The 19,409-nt window shown below is 43.5% G+C and carries 13 protein-coding genes and 1 tRNA gene; 3 read left to right on the top strand and 11 right to left on the bottom strand.

Going from position 1 to position 19,409, the window contains the following annotated elements; all coding sequences use genetic code 11:
* Positions 1 to 16 precede the first annotated feature (16 nt).
* The 3 genes from pta to folP form a co-directional block, all read right to left on the bottom strand.
* On the bottom strand, positions 17 to 1,030 hold the full coding sequence (gene pta, locus QVP94_RS12730) for a phosphate acetyltransferase (RefSeq protein ID WP_022192765.1): 1,014 nt from the start codon (positions 1,028 to 1,030) through the stop codon (positions 17 to 19).
* 127 nt (positions 1,031 to 1,157) lie between these two features.
* Positions 1,158 to 1,943 (bottom strand): diadenylate cyclase CdaA, encoded by a 786-nt coding sequence (gene cdaA, locus QVP94_RS12725; protein ID WP_008772898.1) that lies wholly within the window; start codon positions 1,941 to 1,943, stop codon positions 1,158 to 1,160.
* A 34-nt stretch (positions 1,944 to 1,977) separates the two neighbouring features.
* Positions 1,978 to 2,817, bottom strand: a complete 840-nt coding sequence (gene folP / locus QVP94_RS12720; protein ID WP_009016810.1) for a dihydropteroate synthase — start codon at positions 2,815 to 2,817, stop codon at positions 1,978 to 1,980.
* Positions 2,818 to 2,946: 129 nt separating this feature from the next.
* On the opposite strand from folP, the gene QVP94_RS12715 reads away from it, so the two are divergent.
* Positions 2,947 to 4,230: a UDP-N-acetylmuramoyl-tripeptide--D-alanyl-D-alanine ligase gene (locus QVP94_RS12715; protein WP_011967290.1), complete on the top strand. Its 1,284-nt coding sequence runs from the start codon at positions 2,947 to 2,949 to the stop codon at positions 4,228 to 4,230.
* On the opposite strand, the gene QVP94_RS12710 is transcribed toward QVP94_RS12715, so the two are convergent.
* Both QVP94_RS12710 and QVP94_RS12705 read right to left on the bottom strand, forming a co-directional pair.
* Positions 4,225 to 6,411: a DUF2339 domain-containing protein gene (locus tag QVP94_RS12710; protein ID WP_022192764.1), complete on the bottom strand. Its 2,187-nt coding sequence runs from the start codon at positions 6,409 to 6,411 to the stop codon at positions 4,225 to 4,227. The genes QVP94_RS12715 and QVP94_RS12710 overlap by 6 nt on opposite strands.
* A 278-nt stretch (positions 6,412 to 6,689) precedes the next feature.
* Positions 6,690 to 9,500 (bottom strand): DUF6383 domain-containing protein, encoded by a 2,811-nt coding sequence (locus tag QVP94_RS12705; protein ID WP_022192763.1) that lies wholly within the window; start codon positions 9,498 to 9,500, stop codon positions 6,690 to 6,692.
* Positions 9,501 to 10,131: 631 nt separating this feature from the next.
* On the opposite strand from QVP94_RS12705, the gene QVP94_RS12700 reads away from it, so the two are divergent.
* A complete protein-coding gene (locus QVP94_RS12700) occupies positions 10,132 to 11,028 on the top strand; it encodes a PfkB family carbohydrate kinase (RefSeq protein WP_005859778.1) in 897 nt (298 codons plus the stop codon).
* Between the two features lie 63 nt (positions 11,029 to 11,091).
* Here the strand turns inward: QVP94_RS12700 and QVP94_RS12695 are convergent, their stop codons facing one another.
* The 4 genes from QVP94_RS12695 to QVP94_RS12680 form a co-directional block, all read right to left on the bottom strand.
* Positions 11,092 to 12,330 (bottom strand): MFS transporter, encoded by a 1,239-nt coding sequence (locus QVP94_RS12695; RefSeq protein WP_022192762.1) that lies wholly within the window; start codon positions 12,328 to 12,330, stop codon positions 11,092 to 11,094.
* 168 nt (positions 12,331 to 12,498) lie between these two features.
* Complete coding sequence (locus QVP94_RS12690; RefSeq protein WP_005859782.1) at positions 12,499 to 14,766, bottom strand: monovalent cation:proton antiporter family protein; 2,268 nt, start codon at positions 14,764 to 14,766, stop codon at positions 12,499 to 12,501.
* Between the two features lie 229 nt (positions 14,767 to 14,995).
* Positions 14,996 to 15,071: transfer RNA gene (locus QVP94_RS12685), tRNA-Lys, on the bottom strand.
* 69 nt (positions 15,072 to 15,140) lie between these two features.
* Positions 15,141 to 16,298: an AI-2E family transporter gene (locus QVP94_RS12680; RefSeq protein WP_009275298.1), complete on the bottom strand. Its 1,158-nt coding sequence runs from the start codon at positions 16,296 to 16,298 to the stop codon at positions 15,141 to 15,143.
* A 58-nt stretch (positions 16,299 to 16,356) separates the two neighbouring features.
* Here QVP94_RS12680 and dacB point away from each other — a divergent pair, with 58 nt between their 5' ends.
* On the top strand, positions 16,357 to 17,814 hold the full coding sequence (dacB, locus tag QVP94_RS12675; protein ID WP_011967287.1) for a D-alanyl-D-alanine carboxypeptidase/D-alanyl-D-alanine endopeptidase: 1,458 nt from the start codon (positions 16,357 to 16,359) through the stop codon (positions 17,812 to 17,814).
* A gap of 7 nt (positions 17,815 to 17,821) precedes the next feature.
* Here the strand turns inward: dacB and QVP94_RS12670 are convergent, their stop codons facing one another.
* Together QVP94_RS12670 and QVP94_RS12665 are read right to left on the bottom strand one after the other, a co-directional pair.
* Positions 17,822 to 18,577: a LytR/AlgR family response regulator transcription factor gene (locus QVP94_RS12670; RefSeq protein WP_009275296.1), complete on the bottom strand. Its 756-nt coding sequence runs from the start codon at positions 18,575 to 18,577 to the stop codon at positions 17,822 to 17,824.
* A partial coding sequence (locus tag QVP94_RS12665) for a sensor histidine kinase (RefSeq protein WP_288213274.1) occupies positions 18,574 to 19,409 on the bottom strand: 836 nt, incomplete at its 5' end. The genes QVP94_RS12665 and QVP94_RS12670, both read right to left, overlap by 4 nt.

Raw genomic sequence — 19,409 nt, 5'->3', positions numbered from 1 at the left:
CGTTAGGATTATTATATTATTTTGCGGATTTCAAACCGATGGATTGATTACAAGCGATCGCTACCATCTTATAAATATCGTCTACGGAGCAACCGCGAGACAAGTCGTTCACCGGAGCAGCCATACCTTGAAGGATCGGACCGACAGCCTCAGCGCCACCCAAACGTTGAACCAGCTTATAAGCGATATTACCCACCTCCAAAGTCGGGAATACCAAAACATTCGCTTTACCGGCGATCTCGCTACCCGGAGCTTTCTTGCTACCTACAGCCTCAACCAAAGCCGCATCGGCCTGCAACTCTCCGTCGATCTTCAAATCCGGAGCCATCTCCTTAGCCAAACGAGTAGCCTCCACTACCTTATCTACCATCTCGTGAGAAGCGCTACCCTTCGTAGAGAAGCTCAACATAGCCACACGAGGCTCAACGCCTACGATATTACGAGCCGTAGCGGCGGTAGCGACAGCGATGCTAGCCAACTCTTCCGCGTTCGGGTTTGGCATAACCGCACAATCGGCAAATACCAAAATACCATCATCCCCATATTGAGGAGTCTTCGTGAACATAAGGAACGCACCGGAAACACACTTCATGCCCGAAGCCGTCTTGATAATTTGCAAAGCAGGACGCAATACATTACCCGTCGTATTCTCAGCACCGGCGATCTCACCGTCAGCGTCACCCGCCTTGATCATCAAACAAGCCAAGAACAAAGGATCTTCAACTAGAACCGCAGCCTTCTCGGGAGTCATACCCTTCTTTTGGCGAAGTTGGAAAAGCAAGTCTGCATACGCGGCTTTCTTCTCGTGATTTTTCGGATCGACAAGAGTTGCCTCACCGATGTGGTTCAGTCCGAAACCAGCCGCCAACTCCTTGATCTCAGCGGGGTTTCCAATTAAGATAATGTCTGCTACACCGTCGGCCAGTAATTGGTCGGCAGCTTTAAGAGTTCTTTCCTCGGTACCTTCGGGAAGAACAATACGCTGCTTGTCAGCTTTAGCGCGCGCAATAATGTCTTGCATTAAATCCATAGCGGAAGATATTTTATATTATTTAATAATTGTACTCGTAATCCGGCTACAAAATTAGGCATAATGCAATATAGAGTTTACAAAATAGGCAAAAGAATTACAGGTAGAGATACCAGTTTCAGATCTTTTAACAGTAATTCGTCACTTCCCGCTCCCCGGAGAGTATTTGTTGCAGTTCTTCCGCTGTCACATTCACACTTAACTTACCTTTATGGGCCACGGAGATCTTTCCTCTCTCCTCCGAGACAATAATAACCAGCGCATCTGTCTCCAATGACATCCCCAACCCGGAACGATGGCGCAATCCCATATCCTTGGGAAGGGTAGCGTTCTGGGCGACCGGCAAGATACAACCGGCCGCCTTGATCCGGTTATCGGCTATGATCATGGCACCATCATGCAACGGGCTGTTCTTAAAGAATATATTCTCGATCAAGCGGGCATTTACATCGGCGTTGAACATCTCGCCCGTATGCTCATAGATAGTCAAGTCCATATCTTGCTGGATCACGATCAAGGCACCCGTCTTTTTCCGGGCCATATTCATACAGGCCAAGACAACAGGGGCGACAAACTTCCCTTCTTTCTCCGGATCGCCTCCTCGCTTGGAAAAAAGTTTCCCTAGGAATTTCCAGCCCCGGTGCGAACCTAACGCCAACAGGAAACGGCGGATCTCGTCTTGGAAGAGGATTACCAAAACCACGAAACCTACGCTAATAAACTTATCCAAGATGGCCCCCATCAACCGCATCTCCAATACCTGCGAGATCAAGATCCATACGACGATGAATGATACGACTCCACTGAATATAGCCAATGTGCCCGAGCTTTTCATCAACTTATAGGTCTGGTACAGGAAGAAAGCCACCAGCAATACGTCAATCAAGTCTTTTATACCGAAATGCATCCACATAGTTAATTGAGAATTGAAAGTTGAAAATTGAAAATTATTTGTTGGTCATTTGACCTATGACGCGAATGGCTTCCACTGCTTCCCGCACATCATGTACACGAAGGATATTAGCGCCGTTCAAGAGAGCGTACGTATTCAATACAGTCGTTCCGTTCAAGCTATCCGCAGGGGTTCCACCCAGTAATTTATAAATCATGCTTTTACGGGAGACTCCAACTAATAAAGGCAACTCAAAAATAGAGAACTCCTTTAAATGGCTCATCAATTGGTAATTCTGCTCCAACGTCTTACTAAAGCCAAAGCCGGGATCGAGGATGATATCATTCACCCCTAAAAGCCGAAGCTGGCGTACCTTCCGGGAAAAGTACAGCATGATCTCCTCCATCATATCCGGGTAATCAGTATGCCTCTGCATAGTTTGAGGGGTTCCACGCATATGCATCATGATATAAGGCACCTTCAAATCCGCTACCGTTTGGAACATATCCGCATCCAACTCACCGCCGGAGATATCGTTAATGACAGCCACTCCATATTCCTCTACGCAACGACGGGCAATCCCCGCACGAAACGTATCTACGGACACCGGGATATCCGGGTAATGCTTATTTAATATATGTAAGGCAAACTCCAAACGGCGCATCTCTTCCTCCGGGGTAACCTCAGCGGCATCCGGACGGGATGAATAACCACCGATATCGATCCAATCCCCTCCCTCCGATAAGATTTCCCGGATACGGTCCTCGATAGCGGTCTCGGTCTGTTTGCGGCTGCCCGCATAAAAAGAATCAGGGGTAATATTCAAGATTCCCATCACCAACGGTGTCGCTAAAGAAGTAAGTGTCCCTCTAATATTGAGCATTTTATCTAACATGATCTTTCCTTATTTCCAGCAAAGATACAGGTTTCTCTCTTAAAATCTCCTTCTAGATTCTTCATTCTTTATTTAATTGCTACATTTGCGCCGAATTAGACAGGAATAAATATTTAACGCGATACAGTCATGAGTATTATCGACCTCTATGATTTATTTATACATAACCCTCAAATAACGACAGATAGCCGGAACTGTCCGAAGGGTTCTATCTTCTTCGCCTTAAAAGGTGATAAATTCGACGGAAATCAATATGCCGGGAAAGCCTTGGCATCCGGCTGTGTCTATGCCGTCATAGACAATCCCGATTATTATATAGGCGAACGCACGATCCTTGTTGATAACGTGCTGAAGACCTTGCAACAATTAGCGCACCATCACCGCAAGGTACTGGGATTGCCGATCATCGGGATTACCGGAACAAATGGCAAGACCACGACCAAAGAGTTATTGGCCGCCGTGCTCTCAACGAAATTCAATTTACTATATACCGAAGGGAATTTCAATAACCATATTGGCGTTCCCTTGACCTTGCTCCGATTGACTCATGACCATGAGATGGCGGTTATCGAGATGGGCGCCAGCCATCCGGGAGACATCAAGGAATTAGTGGATATCGTCCATCCTAACTATGGCATCATCACGAACGTAGGCCGTGCCCATCTGGAAGGCTTCGGTTCTTTCGAGGGTGTGATCCGGACAAAAGGGGAGTTATATGATTATATCCGTCGCTCCAAAGGCAAGATATTTATCAAGAAAGAGAACGAGTACCTTCAGTCTATCGCCAAAGGCATCGAACAAATCACATATGGAAACGGGGATGATGCTTTCGCGTCCGGACAGGTAGTCAGTTGCGATCCTTTCTTAGTGTTCAATTGGAAGCAACAAGGAAAGTTGCATACCGTCGAAACACATATAATCGGTAGTTATAACCTAGATAATGTATTGGCCGCCGTCGCCGTAGGCCGCTTCTTCAAGATCCCGGCAGAGCGTATCAGCCGTGCTATCGCCGCTTACGAGCCTACCAATAACCGTTCTCAGTTCAAGAAAACCGATAATAACGAATTGATTATCGATGCTTACAACGCAAATCCGAGTAGCATGAAAGTAGCTCTGGACAATTTCATCACCATGCCCGTACAGCCTAAAGCTATCATCCTTGGAGATATGCGCGAGCTTGGACCAACTAGCGACGAATTACACGCGGAGGTTGTCGCACAGATCAAGAAAGGCCAGTTCGACAAGGTGTTCCTCTGCGGCGAGCATTTCTCCAAGGTAGGCAAAGAGTTCTCCCCCTTCGCTACCACGGAGGCAATGGTGGAAGAGCTTCGGAAACAGCCGTTAAAGGGCTATCATATCTTGATCAAAGGCTCTCATAGCATGGGGCTGGAGAAACTAGCGGATATCCTATAAGCTATCATCGAACAAGACGGTTTTCAACTTCTGGTACAAGAAGGAGAGAATCAATAAGATAACTCCCAAGATTATAAAGACGACCACCTTCCCGATCGTAGGCAAGAGCCACAGATCCACCATCACCAACTTTAGCAATACGATCGAGAAGGTGGCCAAACTAATCATCCGGACAACTTTCAGATGCAATCGCATTCCCACCGCCATTTGCATAAAACCGGCAAGACTCAACGAGATAGAGAAACCTGCGCTTAATTCATCCGGCAAGCCCAACTGATTCAACAAATTATTCGTTCCCACGGCCAGTAATATCGTAGACAGCAAACAAATATATAAGGTCATCCCATGCGTACGCTTTTCTCTTGCGTCGAATGCCTTATAATAGTACCGTCCCAAGACAAAAATATGCCCCCCGATTAAAAGCAAGGAAACCCATAGCAGGAACCGGGGAATAAAGAGATCATCATACCCGACCCACAAAGACATTCCTCCGAACAGGGATAAAGATAGCCCCAAGAGTAGTCCATATCCCCCCGCATTTCTTGACACAGGCAAATAGCTTTTCCCTAATAAAACATTCGCAGCAAATAAAACCGCCACCGTAAATGTCTCGATATAGCTAAAGGACACGATCGAAGGATCTACATATGAATAGAAATCGAAAACAAAGGCTATATATAATACGACACATCCCGTCAAGAGAGGCCCTTTCGTCGAGATCCTTGTCGGACGTACCAACCAAGCGTCTACCCAATACGATAACCCCGTAAAAATACCGGTAGCGAACAAGCCATTTATAAATAGGGAAGAATCTCCGTACCGAGCCTTCATACATCCGTGGAAGACATCCATTCCGTAAGAGCCCAGCGTCAAGACCGGAAGTACCCAAACGAATATCTCGTAAACCCGCAGACGGAAACGACTATAGAACCAGAGAATAATCATTACCTCTGAAGCCCAAAACAAGGTAATAAAGGTCCCTTCCAGTTGGATCGGGATCGTCACCGATACGAACGTAAGAGCGATACCCAATAACGTATGCATCAAGAAAGTGAAAGGTTCCCCTTTCCGTTTGATCCAAAAGAAAAGAGCGAAGTTAATAGCCGCAACAAAAAGGGTTACCAGACCTTTGTAATTCCGCTCAAGCTCCATATTCTGCAGGAGACAAAGGGCAAAGAACAGGAATACGAAATTGTTCAATCCGATCACTCCTAATAAATATTGATTGATCCCCCGGATATTGATTCGCACGATGGAAGCGACCGATAATAAGAAGATCAAATAGAAGGCGATAGAGAAAATAAGTAAATGCGTTAATTGGACACTTCCCATCAAATCCAGATCCGCAGCATACGTATAACCCGCAAAGACGATCCAAGTCAAGGCAAAACAAATTACAGGCAATTCCCCCCACTTCTTATAGATAGATAGCCCGAACATCCCTAGGTCCAAGATCATGACATAGGTAAACAGCACCCAATAACTTCCATCTCCGCTACCCACTAAGAATGGAGCGATAAATCCACCCACCAAAGCGATAATCGCCAGTTCCCTACGATTATAGAGTATAGATAAAGACGACATAAACCCGGTAAACAATACAAGCAAGATAAAAGCGACCGTTTGGCTGAACAGCCCGTAATAATGATAGGCGATCGCCACCGTTACATAAAAGATCGCAAAAGCGCCTCCCGCCAGCAAAGAGCTAAAAGTACGATAGGAATCCTTCAAACGCCAAGCCACGAATAGAAGTAATCCGCCCATCCCAAAGCCAAGGATCGTACGCAAGGTCTCGTTTATCCATTCCTTATCTATCGCATACTTCACGAAAAGACCCATACCCAAGACGAGTATCAGGATACCGATTTTACCGAATAAATTCTCACCGATATATTTCTCATAATTGACAGGCTTCCGCACCTTCCGGGGTTGAAGATTTCTCGCAGGTTCGACAATCGCCTTTACAGGTTCAGGTTGTACGAAAACTTCCGGCTCTTTCAAGATCTCAGGCTCCGGTTCCTTTATCTCGTCCGCAACTTCCGAACTATTCTCCAAACGTCTACGCAAGGCAGCGATCTCTTTCGATAATTCCTCCGTCTTCTCCTGTGATTTGGATATCTTATTACGCAAGTTTATCCAAATCATGATCAGTAATAGAAGTATCAGTAAGGTATATTCCATAAACTCTAAAATTATAAGCTTGCCGCAATATACGCATTTATTTATATAAAAGCTTTCCGAACCATAAAAAAGTCCCGACGATACGAATATCGCCGGGAGCAATTTTTTATCCGGTTTCCTTCCTCACGGAAATACTATCGGAAGAACTTTTTTACTTTAGTATTAACCACACGTTCCCCCATCACGGGATACTTTGCTGTGTGGAAATTATTTAATTAAATATATTTAGATAGAGACGGGACGTGCCCGCCTCTACTGTATCATTTCGAATAAAATAATTATTTAACAACCACCTTAACAGCAGCCTCACCCTCTACAGCTACAGCTACGATACCTGCCGGTACAGCGATTGTAGCGTTATCAGATGAAAGAACTGTCTCAGCAACCACCTTACCTAAGATGTTAGAGATAACAACAGACTTGCCAGCGGCACCTTGGATTGTTACAGTACCATCGTTAGCGATAACAGAGATAGCAGACTCAGCAGCGATCTTGTCATTAGATGTAGGAGTGCTAGTTGTCATTACCTTGAATACTTCTGCTTGCTCAGGATCAGTTGTCCAATAAACAACATTGTTCAAATGAGCCAAATAAGCATTACGAGGTAAATATTTCTCTACATCATACTCTTCACCTTGCTCTTCAGCGGCTTCCTCATCATAAGCCGGATTCAAATATTCTTGAACAGAAAGGATCTTGTAAGCCTCATCGCTATACTCAGCAGCGACCTCAAATGCGACAGCAGCCGGATTCAAGTTCATCGCATTGATTGTATCACCCTTGATTGCGATAGAATCTATACCGCATACAGAACCAGCGATAAATGCAGCACGAACAGCCTCAGCGCCAGCAGCCTCATAAGCATAACCCTTAACCTCTGCAGAATCCAATGTATTCATCAAATAGTTTCTAGTTTTCACACCTTCTTCCGCAAATGCATTAGTAGAAAGATAATACAAAGGCATAGTCTCTTCGAAAGTCAAGCAAGCAGTATCCAACCACAAAGTCAAAGAATCATGCGTATATACATCGCTCTTCAAGATAGACTGTCCTTCTGCCTTCAATACAGCGAAACCATCTTTCTGGCTAGCGATCATCTTGTTATCATCCTCTGTATAAGAAGTGATCTGTACGTGACCGATATTCAAAGTAGCATATGTAGGAGCATCCTTCTTTGCGAACTCGAATGTAGTATTCTCAGTGTTGCACCAGCTAGCTGTATATAGCATTCCAGATCCAGCTAAAGCAGAGATTGCAGAACCATAATAACCATATTCTTCAGTATATTCAGAATAAGAAACCAACTTATATTCATTCTCTACACCAGTAGATAAGAAAGATAATGTAACAGGATAAACACTATTCTCTACATCAGGCTCACCCATTAAATAATAATCAGTTCCATTTTCATTTTTAGAGCATAAAGTAGCCTTACCTAAACGATCTGTTACATTATACTTGTAAACTTTCACTCCATTTGACTCAGCTACAGTTGAATTTGCCTCATCTAATTCAACCTCTTCTACCTTAAATCTATAAGCAGAAGCCAACTCACCGGCAGCTACATACAATTTGCCATCTTTAACAGTTACATACAAGTTCTCCAATAAATCAGATTTCAAACGGAATGACAATGCACCATTAACCAAATCTTCTTTAGAAACTTTCTTATAAGCTAACTCTTGAGCATCCTCCACTTTCGGGCCTTTTACCAATTGAACTGTATCTGTTCCAAAAGAATAAATAGCCTTCGCATCATCTATTACGCGGATAATAGCACCACCTCTAGTACTATTAGTATTCCACATATTAGCCAAATTATTAGTCTCAGTCAAATACCATAAAGCAGTAGGAACTTCTGTTACAGCACCAGCATGAACTGTACCGTTCTCACAGAAAGAGAATACATAGTATTTTCCTTTGTTCTTATTTGCGGAATGATCCTCATCAGACTTCGCATTGTTCATATCCTTAACAAAGTAAGTATACTCTGGATCCAATGTAGTCGGAAGCTTAACCTCAGCGAAAGTACATTTAGCAGCATCCTTAGTCCAGATTGTCAATTTCTCTGTACCTGCGAAGTTACCAAAAGCGATCATCTCACCATTAGCGGTAACCTCCATGTCATAACACATTTTTGACTTCTTCTCCGTATCATTTGCGCCTTTATATACAGGAGTAGCATACGGATAAAGGATCATCTTGCTATTATCGGAAGGATCTAAAACTACCTTGAAAGCATACAACTCTTTCGCACGACCATTCTCTAGGATCGTACCAGCTGTTACACCGGTAGCCTTATCAGCAGCAGCAGCCTCATCTTTAGGTTGTGCGTCTACAGTAAGTTTCCAGAATTTCTCAGAAGACAAATTAGAAGACCAAGAAGTAGAGTCCACAACTAAATACTTACCGGTAGTTCTATCCTGCAAAGTAACATAACCATCTAAACCGTCAATGTCTGTAGCGAACAACTCTTTGCCTGCCAAAGGATTTCCATCCAGATTTTTGTCGAAAGTCAAAGCGAAAGGAGAACCATACTTATTATTTAACAAGTCAGCAGTCATGTTTATCTTTGCTGGAGCTGCTACTGTAAAGTTAATCGCAGATGCAGATACAGCCGTTCCCTTTTCCAAAGTAACAATATCTGTTCTTTCAGCTTCCACATCATCTTTAGCGATGATAGAAACAACTGTCTTATTATCCAACTGAGCAGATAAAGTAACGGCAGTCACATTCTCCGGAGCGATAAACGCACCCTCATTTTTGAAGTTCCACTCAGCTTGCTTATCCAATGTCAACACTCTGCCTGTAGCGCTATTCGTCAATGTGTACGCCCAAGTATTCGCCAAAGAGACAAAACGATAAGTTACTTTCCATAAGGATTTTTGATAATCAGTGTTCTTGATATCCGCAGTAGGAGCATCAGCCAAGATCAAACTATCAGTCTTTGTATAAGACTCTGTGACAGACAAATATTTACCATCCTCATTGGTCAATTGGTAAACTTTGCCATTTTCAACCTTCGCATTAGCGGTAAAGGCAGTACATAAAGCCAAGCCCGCTACAAGAGTAGAAAACTTTTTGTTCATAATTCTAAAATTAATATTAATACTAGTGTTAATTAAAAGCTCTTTATATATGCATCCCACCTAAATGGGTACAAAACGACTAGTCTAAACGATCGTCTAAATCTTGCGTTTTTCAAGGGATAAAGGAGAAGGTTTGTTTATGGAATCGGTTGTTTCGTGATGGATAGCCTATTTGATTGATAAGAAAGCGGATAAGGGGTGATTTTTTTAACCTTGAAGGGTTGCAAGTGTCGAAGAAACGCGTACCTTTGCAAATGACTAGAAAAATCGATCGTTTAAACTAGTCGTTTTATAAACCTATCTTCATACGATCAATAGCATATACTATATTTTCAATAGAATTTACCCTTTTATCATATATTATATATGTACGAGCGTACATATATAATATAATTATCAAGCAATCAACAAATATTCCTTATTCCTTCAAGTCTTATAATAATGAAACTTTTGTTCACCTATGAAGTAACTTTAGTTCCATAAGCTTAAAACTATAGCTTGATGCCGATGCAACTAAAGTCACAAGGGCAAAACGCCTCTTTCATGCTTTTATTGGTCAAAAAAGAGAGTAATCTATGTATTTGAAAGCTTTTTTCATAAATTTGTCGCTTTATAATAAACTGAGTAAAAAATGAATACACACGAACTTTGCTGCGTAGGACACATCACCTTGGATAAGGTAGTAACACCTAAGAACACCGTCCATATGCCGGGAGGAACCTCCTTTTATTTCTCGCATGCGATAAAACATTTCGATGATATCGACTATACTCTAGTGACAGCCTTGGCTGAATCTGAGATGAAAACGGTGGAGGAACTACGAGCTGAAGGTATCGACGTTGCCGTGATGCCAAGTAAGCACACCGTTTATTTCGAGAATATTTATGGAGAGAACCAAGATAACCGTACGCAACGTGTATTGGCGAAAGCAGATCCTTTCACCGTGGAATATCTGGAGAACATCAACTCTAAAATCTTCCACCTTGGTAGTTTGCTTGCCGATGATTTCTCTTTGGAAGTGGTAAAGTATTTAGCGGGGAAAGGCTTAGTATCGATTGACTCGCAAGGGTATCTACGGGAAGTAAGAGACAAGGATGTATTTGCCGTGGATTGGCCAGAGAAAAAAGAAGTACTTAAATACGTGCACTTCCTCAAGGCTAACGAACATGAGATGGAGGTGTTAACCGGATATACCGATGCCGTGAACGCAGGAAAAGTTATCTACGATTGGGGCGTGAAAGAGGTATTGCTGACTTTCGGAAGCATGGGATCTATCATTTACGACGGTTCCACTTTCCATAAAATCCCCGCTTACATACCGAAAGAAGTAGTAAACGCTACCGGAGCGGGTGATACTTATATGACAGGATATCTCTATAAACGTGCCAAAGGCGCAAGCATAGAAGAAGCCGGACGTTTCGCGGCAGCTATGACAACATTGAAAATCGAAGGAATAGGCCCATTCAACGGCACTAAGGAAGATGTGTTGCGATGTTTAGAGACAGCGGAACAACGAATGCCTGAGTAGTTGAAAATTGAGAATTGAAAATTATTCGCTCTCTCCTAATTTTCAATTCTCAATTCTCTATCTTTAATTATTCTTGAATGCTTTGCAGAATGTAGTCATTAGCAAGATACAAAGCCCTAACAAGCCGACCACGATATAAGCGTATTTCATATTGAAAGCCTGCGAGATCGCTCCGATCAACAAAGGTGCGATCAACGAGCCGATAAAGCTGATACTGGAAAGGATCGTCAAGGCAATTCCCACCGGAGTTCTCGATTTAGCGCCCACTAAGCTATAAATAGTAGGCACCATACACGAGATACCCAAGCCTACCAACATAAAGCCTAAGGAATTCACGATCACCTTTACCATCATCGATTCGAACATACCGCCCAACATGGCTGAGATAAAGAAACCGGCAAAAATAAAGAAACCCGCCAATTGCAACACCTTCTGCTTTCCTAAAACACTATAGGCGGAGTTCGTAAGAAAACGGCCTACCGTCATCATCACCATGAACACTAAGAAACCGATCTGCAAGGATTTAGGAACTTGTAGTACCGATTCGAAGTAAAGTCCACTCCAATCAAACATCGCACTTTCCACCACCAAGGCAAACAGTCCGACGATACCTAACTGGATCAACAGCATTTCCGGCTTACGGATAAAGCTCAACAATGCCGGAGCTTCTTTCTTCTCCGCTTCCTTCTCTTCCTCCGGTGATTCAACCGCTACGTCTTCCTGCAAATACTTCCGGCTTACCAAAACGATCATCACAATCAATAAAGCAATCAACGTAAAATGCCAGAACGGAGTAACACCGGATACGATCATGATAAACCCGATCAAAGCCCCTAAACAAGCCGCCAGACTCCAACCTCCATGAAATGAGGCCATAATCGTACGTCCATAGAGCCGCTCGATACCAATCCCTTGCGTATTCAAGGATATATCGCAAAGATTCCAGAACACCCCAAAACAGAATAAATAGACACCCAGCAGATAAATATTATGTGCCGTACCGATCGCGAATAAGGCCAAGGCATATCCCAACACACTGGCCTGCGCCATAATACGGCTTCCCAACTTCGACACCAAATAACCCGCTAACGGGATCGCCACAAACTTACCTACCGGGATCAGGAACAAGACCAAGCCCCAATAGAAAGCGTAATTCACCTCAAAAATATCCTTCACGTCCGGAATACGGCTAGCCCAACTAGAGAAACAAAGACCTTGCGCTAAAAAGAAAGAAAGCATCGCATAACGAACCCGTTCCTTGGGAAAAGCGCTACCCAATGGAGTATTCATTTTTTCATTCATTATCATTTACTTTTATTGTTATCATTTATTCGAGAAAGGGGCACGCCCCCCATTTCTTCGCAAAGCTATCAAATATATCCTAATATCCTAATCCCCTAAGTCTTAAATGTAGAATTTAAGAGATGGCTTCCCTAATGAAAAATATATTTTACACTTTGGCTGAAACACTTAATTATAACTTAAACCTTCGCTCAATTGAACAATTTGACGATATTCTCCAGCAACCCATACGTTGTCGTTTTCCTTGAATACGGTTTGGGATGGAGGATTCATCATTGACTTTCCGTCTCGTTCAATACCCAAGATCAGACAAGCGTTCTTATCCCGAATGTCAGACTGTTGAATAGATCGCCCGATCAACGGAGAGTCTGGTTCAATATTAAATTGCTCTATTTTGATATTATTATTAAAGCTTTGCGCCAACTGATCTCTATATTCTTTGTCCTGTTTTTGTATTATCTCCTGGAAAAGATCCAATTCCTCATCCGTACCAACAATTATAATCTTATCAAAAGGATAAAGGCGTTCCTCTCCTCTAGGTATATTGATTTGTCGTTCACCTCGAATGATGGAAACGATATTTATTCCATATTTTTGACGGAAGTTGATCTCTTTCAAACTCCGGCCGACAATGGAGGATTCTTGGCCAACAACGAAATCCATCAAGTGCAAATCATTGAAAGGCAAAGATTTCAAGATATTATCAGTCAAAGGACTTCCAATGTTTGAGTCCGTTGTTTTCCCGTTGAAGTTGTCAATAAATCTTTTCTCGATCGAGAGAGAACGCTTTTTCAGTTTTTTGGATAAAATAATCATTAGCAATATCAACAGGGTGATAATAAATCCAACACCAGATGCTACATTAAATATATGGACTATGACTGGCATTAGAATACTTGCGCAAAGGAGCAGCTTTATCGCTATCAAAGAAACCAATGGTCCCCGGTTGAATTTACTATCATTCCATAATTTCAGGAATTCAGGAGAATGATTCTTCTTCATAATGATAGCCCAAAGAAAAGGTAATATAATGGCCAAAATAATAGATAAGCTCAATAGAGCCCCTTTGAAGCCTAATATGTTCTCGCGAATAATTGGATTTACATAAGTGAAAAATATGATAATACTGAATATTGTCAATACTGTATATAGTATTACATCTAGTAACATAGATTTCAACAGCTTATTCCATGTACTTTTATGTTTGACCGTGTTGGATCCGGAAGAATAACGGTTCAACATTAGTTTTATAGATGAAGGCAAATAATTGTCAATCAATTGATAGACCGGGGTCGCCATGCGAATCATATAAGGAGTAAGAAATGTTGTAACGACTGATACAGCGACAATAACAGGATACAGATAATCGTCTGTTACCTTTAAGCTAACTCCCAATGAAGCGATAATAAACGCAAATTCACCTATTTGGGTCAGAGAGAATCCTGATTGTAGAGCTATCTTTAATGGCTGTCCGGACAAGAGGACACCAAGACTCCCAAAAAAGATTTGCCCAATGATAACCAATATGGTTAAGATGCAGATTGGGACAAGGTATTCAATCAATAAATCCGGTTGTATCATCATGCCTACAGAAACAAAAAATATGGCCGCAAACAGGTCTTTTACCGGTTTTACCAATTTTTCTATCTTCTCGGCCTCAATGGTTTCAGCCAATAACGATCCCATAACAAAAGCTCCTAACGCAGAGGAGAATCCCGCTTTAGCCGCAATCATAACCATACCTAAACAGAAGCCTAATGCTATGATTAATAAGGTTTCGTCGTTAAGAAATGGCTTAATCTTTTTAAGAAAACTTGGAATCAGATAGATTCCGAGTAATGACCAAAATATAAGAAACGCTCCTAACTTTAGAATACTTTCCAGCATTTCCATTCCTTCGACTTGCTTGCTGACTGCTAAGGTTGAAAGCAAGACCATCAAAACTACGGCCACTAAATCTTCGACCACCAAGACGCCTAATACTACTCCTGTAAATTTTTGCCCTCTGAGTCCCATGTCATCGAACGCCTTGAATACGATAGCGGTGGATGACATAGAAAGCATACCGCCTAAAAATATACTGCTTAGATGCGAGAAGCCAAGCGCGTTTCCTGCAGTATAGCCTAGAAACATCATTCCGGAGACTATGGTTATAGAGGCGATAACAGCTGTACCTCCTACGGTCATCAACTTCTTGAAAGAGAATTCTAATCCCATAGCAAACAAAAGAAAGATGACGCCTATATCTGCCCATATTTTTATATTGGTAGGATCGGATACCGTTGGTATATAAGGTACGGCGGGCCCGGCAAGAATGCCAGCGACAATATACCCCAAAACGACAGGTTGTTTCAAGCATTTAAAAATCAATGTAATTATTCCCGCCGCAATCAATATAACCGCCAAGTCGGAAATAAGAGGTGCAATTTCAGACATGTTATTCATTATTTTGTGCTCGCAAATTTACATATTAACTTAGAACCATGTTGGGATAAAACAAAAGTACTCTTGTCCTAAAAACATATATGGGAAATATTCCAGGACAACCGCAGCAAATTCCTCCTCCCCCCAAGAGCTTTATCTTAACAGCATGAATACACCAATATCTATAAGCGGCAGTTTACGAGATATAAAAAAAGGGTCTTCATTGCTGAATACCCTTTCTTGGTGATCCGCCTGGGGCTCGAACCCAGGACCCCAACATTAAAAGTGTTGTGCTCTACCAGCTGAGCTAGCGAATCATCCTATGCGTTACTTCTGTAATGCGGGTGCAAAGGTAGGGATATTTTTTTAATACGCAATAGATATGGCTATTTTTTTGCGATTAAATCTGAATTTATTTCCTCTTGTTTAGGTTGATGAGCAAGGCTTCTGGAATCTAACTCATTATATTCATGCAAGATAAATCGTTTATAATAAGATAAGCATAAGGTTGTTAATGGGAGGGCTATTATTAAGCCGATAAAGCCTAAGATCGTTCCCCAGATGGATAATGAGAGTAAAATGATGGCGGGATTCAATCCCATAGCCTTACCCATTATGCGGGGGGTAAGATATAAATCCTGTATACATTGTACGATACCCAAGACTAAAATAGCCAAACCAAAGATCAACCAGAAGTTCTCGCCTGTCTCGGCCGAACGCAATAAGCTCAATAGAATCATCGGGATGATACCGATCGCCTGCATATAGGGAATTAAGTTCAGCACGCCGATAAACAAGCCCAGCGTGACCGCCAACGGGAAATTAATGATCTTAAAACCGATCGCGAGGAGAATCCCGACGGAGAGAGCGATCAGCGATTGTCCTCGGAAATAACGGTTCATGCTGTATTCCACATCCTCAGCCAAACCTTGCAGGAACGGACGGTAACGCTCCGGTATCAAATCGATCCAACCATTCGCGATCTTCTCATAGTCCAAAAGGATGAAGATAAAATAAAGCAAGATCACGAACACGATCGTGATACTGAAAAGGATCGAGAAGGTGTTCGATAAGATAGACCATAACTGGGGTGCTATCTGCTTCACCGCTTTCAACAAATTCTCCTTACTCAATAACTCCATAATCTGAGCGAAGTTCACATTACTTTCCAGATATTCCATCCATGAATGCGGAATCAAAGGGACATGACCTTCACCGGGATCATGTGTGCGGATCAGTTCTAGCGTTTTATCCGCCTCAGCCGCGATGGAAGGAACGACCATGACTATCAGCAACGTTATCAACAGCCCTAAAGTCACCAATACCGCCATAATCGATAAGATACGGCTCTTAAAGCATAATTTATATTGGAAGAACTTTACGAACGGTTGCATCATGTAAGCCAGCAACCAAGCGATCAGGAAAGGTAACAATGCGTTCCGTAATAAGGCTATCAAATAGATAATCCCTGAGATGACCAGTATACCGAACACTATGCGTATTACACGGTCAAACGTAAAAGGCTTGTCAAACAGTGGATTCATATTATTTTCATATCTTTGCTTGCGACAAAGATAGAATAAAGTAGAATATATAAACATCATGATACGTAAAATATCCTTTTTCTTCCTCATTTCTTGCTTATACCTTTCAGTAGGGGCACAGGTTCCACAACCTATCAAGCAATTCCTGCGTAAGCCTTATATGGAAGGAGCCTCATTTTCCTTGATCGTGAAAGACGTTCACAATGGCGAGACGGTATTCGCTTACGATACCCTCCGGCAGCTGACCCCAGCCTCGGTCATGAAGACGGTTACGACCGCTACCGCCTTGGAGATACTGGGCGAGGATTATCGCTTTCCCACGACATTGGCATACGATGGCTCCATCGAGAAGGGCTTGCTAAAAGGGAATCTATACATCAAGGGAAGCGGAGATCCCAGCCTTGGCTCAGCGCATTTCGCCCCGTATCATAAGCGGTTCCTACAGGAATGGATCTCCGCCTTGAAAAAGGTGGGTATCCATAAAATACAAGGTGCCGTAATCGCTGATGAAAGTATATTCGACACGGAAGGCACTTCCTTTAAATGGGTTGGCGAAGATATGGGCAGCTATTATGGCGCCGGAAGCTATGGACTTTGCGTATTCGACAATCTCTATAAATTAGGACTGCAAACCGGGGCTCCCGGAAGCCGCCCGAAGTTGAAAGGAACCGAACCGGAATTATCCGGCATCCATTTCCATAATTACTTAACGGCTCAGCAAGTATCTTCGGATAGTTCTTTTATCGTAGGGGCGCCATTCGCCACGGACCGTTATTTATACGGAATTGTCCCCGCTAACCGGGAATGGTATCCGCTCAAAGGGGATATCCCGGACCCGGCTCTTTTCCTAGCGGATTATCTCACTAGGCAATTGGAACATGAAGGGATCACGGTCGGCGAATCACCGTCTTGTTTCCGTATCTTGCGGGAGGCCGGTAGGTGGCAACCCGGGAAACGGACCGAGATTGTTACCACTTACTCCCCTACGCTTCGGGAAATCGTGGAAGTGACCAACCATGTCAGCCATAATTTATTCGCCGATGCCTTGATCAAGACAATCGGCCTACGCTATACGCCCCGTAAGGGAGAGGTCATATCTTCTTTTAACCGGGGCATCCAGGTGCTTCGGGACTATTGGCAAGGGAAAGGACTCGACCTCTCGTGCGTCTGGATGTACGACGGTAGTGGCCTTGCGGTTACCAACAAGTTATCAACAGCTTTTGTGGCTGATTTATTGATTTATATGAGAACCCGTTCACAACAACACACAGCCTTCTACGAATCATTGCCCGTAGCGGGGGTAGAAGGCTCGGTGAGGAACTTCTTAAAAGGCTCATCCCTCCAAGGAAAAGCCCATCTTAAAAGCGGAAGCATGAGCCGGGTAAAAGGATACGCGGGATATATAAACAAAGGCGATAAGCAATACGCCATCGCCCTATTCGTAAATAACTATTCCTGCGACGGACGTCCTATGACCGTAGCGATAGAGAAATTATTGCTCCAGTTGTTCAACTAACCAGCGGTTATTTCGGCAGGATCGATCTACGCTCTATCATCTCTAGGAAATGCTGTTTATAATTGTCGGAGATCGGGATATACTCCTTTCCAAAGACAATCCGGTTCCGCTCGATCACCTTGATCTTCTCCGGCTGGACGATAAAAGAGCGATGAACACGCACAAAGCGATCCGAAGGTAACATATCCTCCAAACTCTTCATGCTCATCAACGAAAGGACCGGACGAGGCTCATCCTCCACGAATATCTTCACGTAATCCTTTAATCCTTCAATATATAATATCTTGCGCAGCTCTATTTGCAACAGCTTATACTCACTCTTGACGAAAATACTCTCCATCCCGCCCCTCTCCGCGATTGACGCGGATTCCTCCTTCTCTTCCGAAGACACCGGCTTACGGAGCAACTCATACCATCGCAACGCCTTATTCGCCGAGGCAAGGAAGTCCGGATAGCTGATCGGCTTCAACAAATAATCCAGCGCGTTTACCCGGTAACTATCCACGGCATATTGATCGAAAGCCGTCGTAAAGATGACACGGGTATCGGCGTTCAAGATACGGGAGAACTCCAATCCGCTCAACTCCGGCATCTGGATATCCAGAAAAAGCAGATCCACCGGCCGATCCCGTAAGTCGGAAAGAGCGTCCAAGGCACTATTATAAGTCCCCTGCAAATCCAGAAACGGAGTTTTCAAGACGTAGCTTTCCAGCAAGCTAACCGCTAAAGGTTCATCGTCAATAATAGCGCAAGTCAATCTCATATCTCAGTCTCGTTTATAGTAATTGATAGATAAGAAGAATAGTTATCCCCCTCCCGACCGCATTGGAACGAGAAATGCCCCGGATAGAGCAGCCCCAAGCGTTTCTCCAGATTCACCAGCCCGATACCGGAACCACTTTTATCTTGATCCGGGCTTTTCGGGAAATAGCTATTCACGATAGTACAAACCACCTCCGCCCCCTCCTGATGGATATCCAAATGGATGAAAGACGGCTTATTATTGCTCACCCCATGCTTAAACGCGTTCTCAACCAAGGAGATAAACAACAGGGGAGCGATCAAGGTTCCCGGAGAGGAAGCGACGATATTCGTTTTCAGCTCCACATGTTTGGGCAGGCGTATACGCATCAACTCCACATAATTACGAAGGAAGTCGAAATCCTTCTCCAAAGGGACAAAAGGCTGGCTACTCTCATACAAGACATAGCGAAGCAAGCGGCTCAAATCGTGCACCGCCTCCTGCGCCTTCTCCGGGCTGAACGCTATCAAGCTATAGATATTATTCAACGTATTAAACAGGAAATGCGGGTTAAGCTGGCTTTTCAAGTTCTGCAATTCCGCCTCGGCACGCTCCTTCTCCAGTTCCCGCTGGATAGCCGCCACCCGGTACCATCCGTCCGTCATCTTGATCGCCACGCTAAGGCCGGCTACCAAGGAGTAGATAACGGCGTTGACGAGAAAGAACCCCACCGTCTCGTTCAACGGGCGGGGCGGACGAGCCGGATGATGCATCTCCGGAGGGTAGAAATAGCGCATGCAGAAATGCACGAACAGCATCGTACTCCCGATAAGCAATAGGTTGATCAGCAGGA

This window comes from Parabacteroides sp. CAG:2, assembly GCF_000436315.1.
GTDB classification, from domain to species: Bacteria; Bacteroidota; Bacteroidia; order Bacteroidales; family Tannerellaceae; genus Parabacteroides; species Parabacteroides distasonis.
This window is presented reverse-complemented; position numbering and strand designations above follow the sequence as displayed.

Excerpts from the sequence above, each read along its gene's own strand:
- pta (WP_022192765.1), bottom strand. The coding sequence starts at position 1,030 with ATGGATTTAATGCAAGACATTATTGCGCGCGCTAAAGCTGACAAGCAG.
- cdaA (WP_008772898.1), bottom strand. The coding sequence starts at position 1,943 with ATGTGGATGCATTTCGGTATAAAAGACTTGATTGACGTATTGCTGGTG.
- folP (WP_009016810.1), bottom strand. The coding sequence starts at position 2,817 with ATGTTAGATAAAATGCTCAATATTAGAGGGACACTTACTTCTTTAGCG.
- QVP94_RS12715 (WP_011967290.1), top strand. The coding sequence starts at position 2,947 with ATGAGTATTATCGACCTCTATGATTTATTTATACATAACCCTCAAATA.
- QVP94_RS12710 (WP_022192764.1), bottom strand. The coding sequence starts at position 6,411 with ATGGAATATACCTTACTGATACTTCTATTACTGATCATGATTTGGATA.
- QVP94_RS12705 (WP_022192763.1), bottom strand. The coding sequence starts at position 9,500 with ATGAACAAAAAGTTTTCTACTCTTGTAGCGGGCTTGGCTTTATGTACT.
- QVP94_RS12700 (WP_005859778.1), top strand. The coding sequence starts at position 10,132 with ATGAATACACACGAACTTTGCTGCGTAGGACACATCACCTTGGATAAG.
- QVP94_RS12695 (WP_022192762.1), bottom strand. The coding sequence starts at position 12,330 with ATGAATGAAAAAATGAATACTCCATTGGGTAGCGCTTTTCCCAAGGAA.
- QVP94_RS12690 (WP_005859782.1), bottom strand. The coding sequence starts at position 14,766 with ATGTCTGAAATTGCACCTCTTATTTCCGACTTGGCGGTTATATTGATT.
- QVP94_RS12680 (WP_009275298.1), bottom strand. The coding sequence starts at position 16,298 with ATGAATCCACTGTTTGACAAGCCTTTTACGTTTGACCGTGTAATACGC.
- dacB (WP_011967287.1), top strand. The coding sequence starts at position 16,357 with ATGATACGTAAAATATCCTTTTTCTTCCTCATTTCTTGCTTATACCTT.
- QVP94_RS12670 (WP_009275296.1), bottom strand. The coding sequence starts at position 18,577 with ATGAGATTGACTTGCGCTATTATTGACGATGAACCTTTAGCGGTTAGC.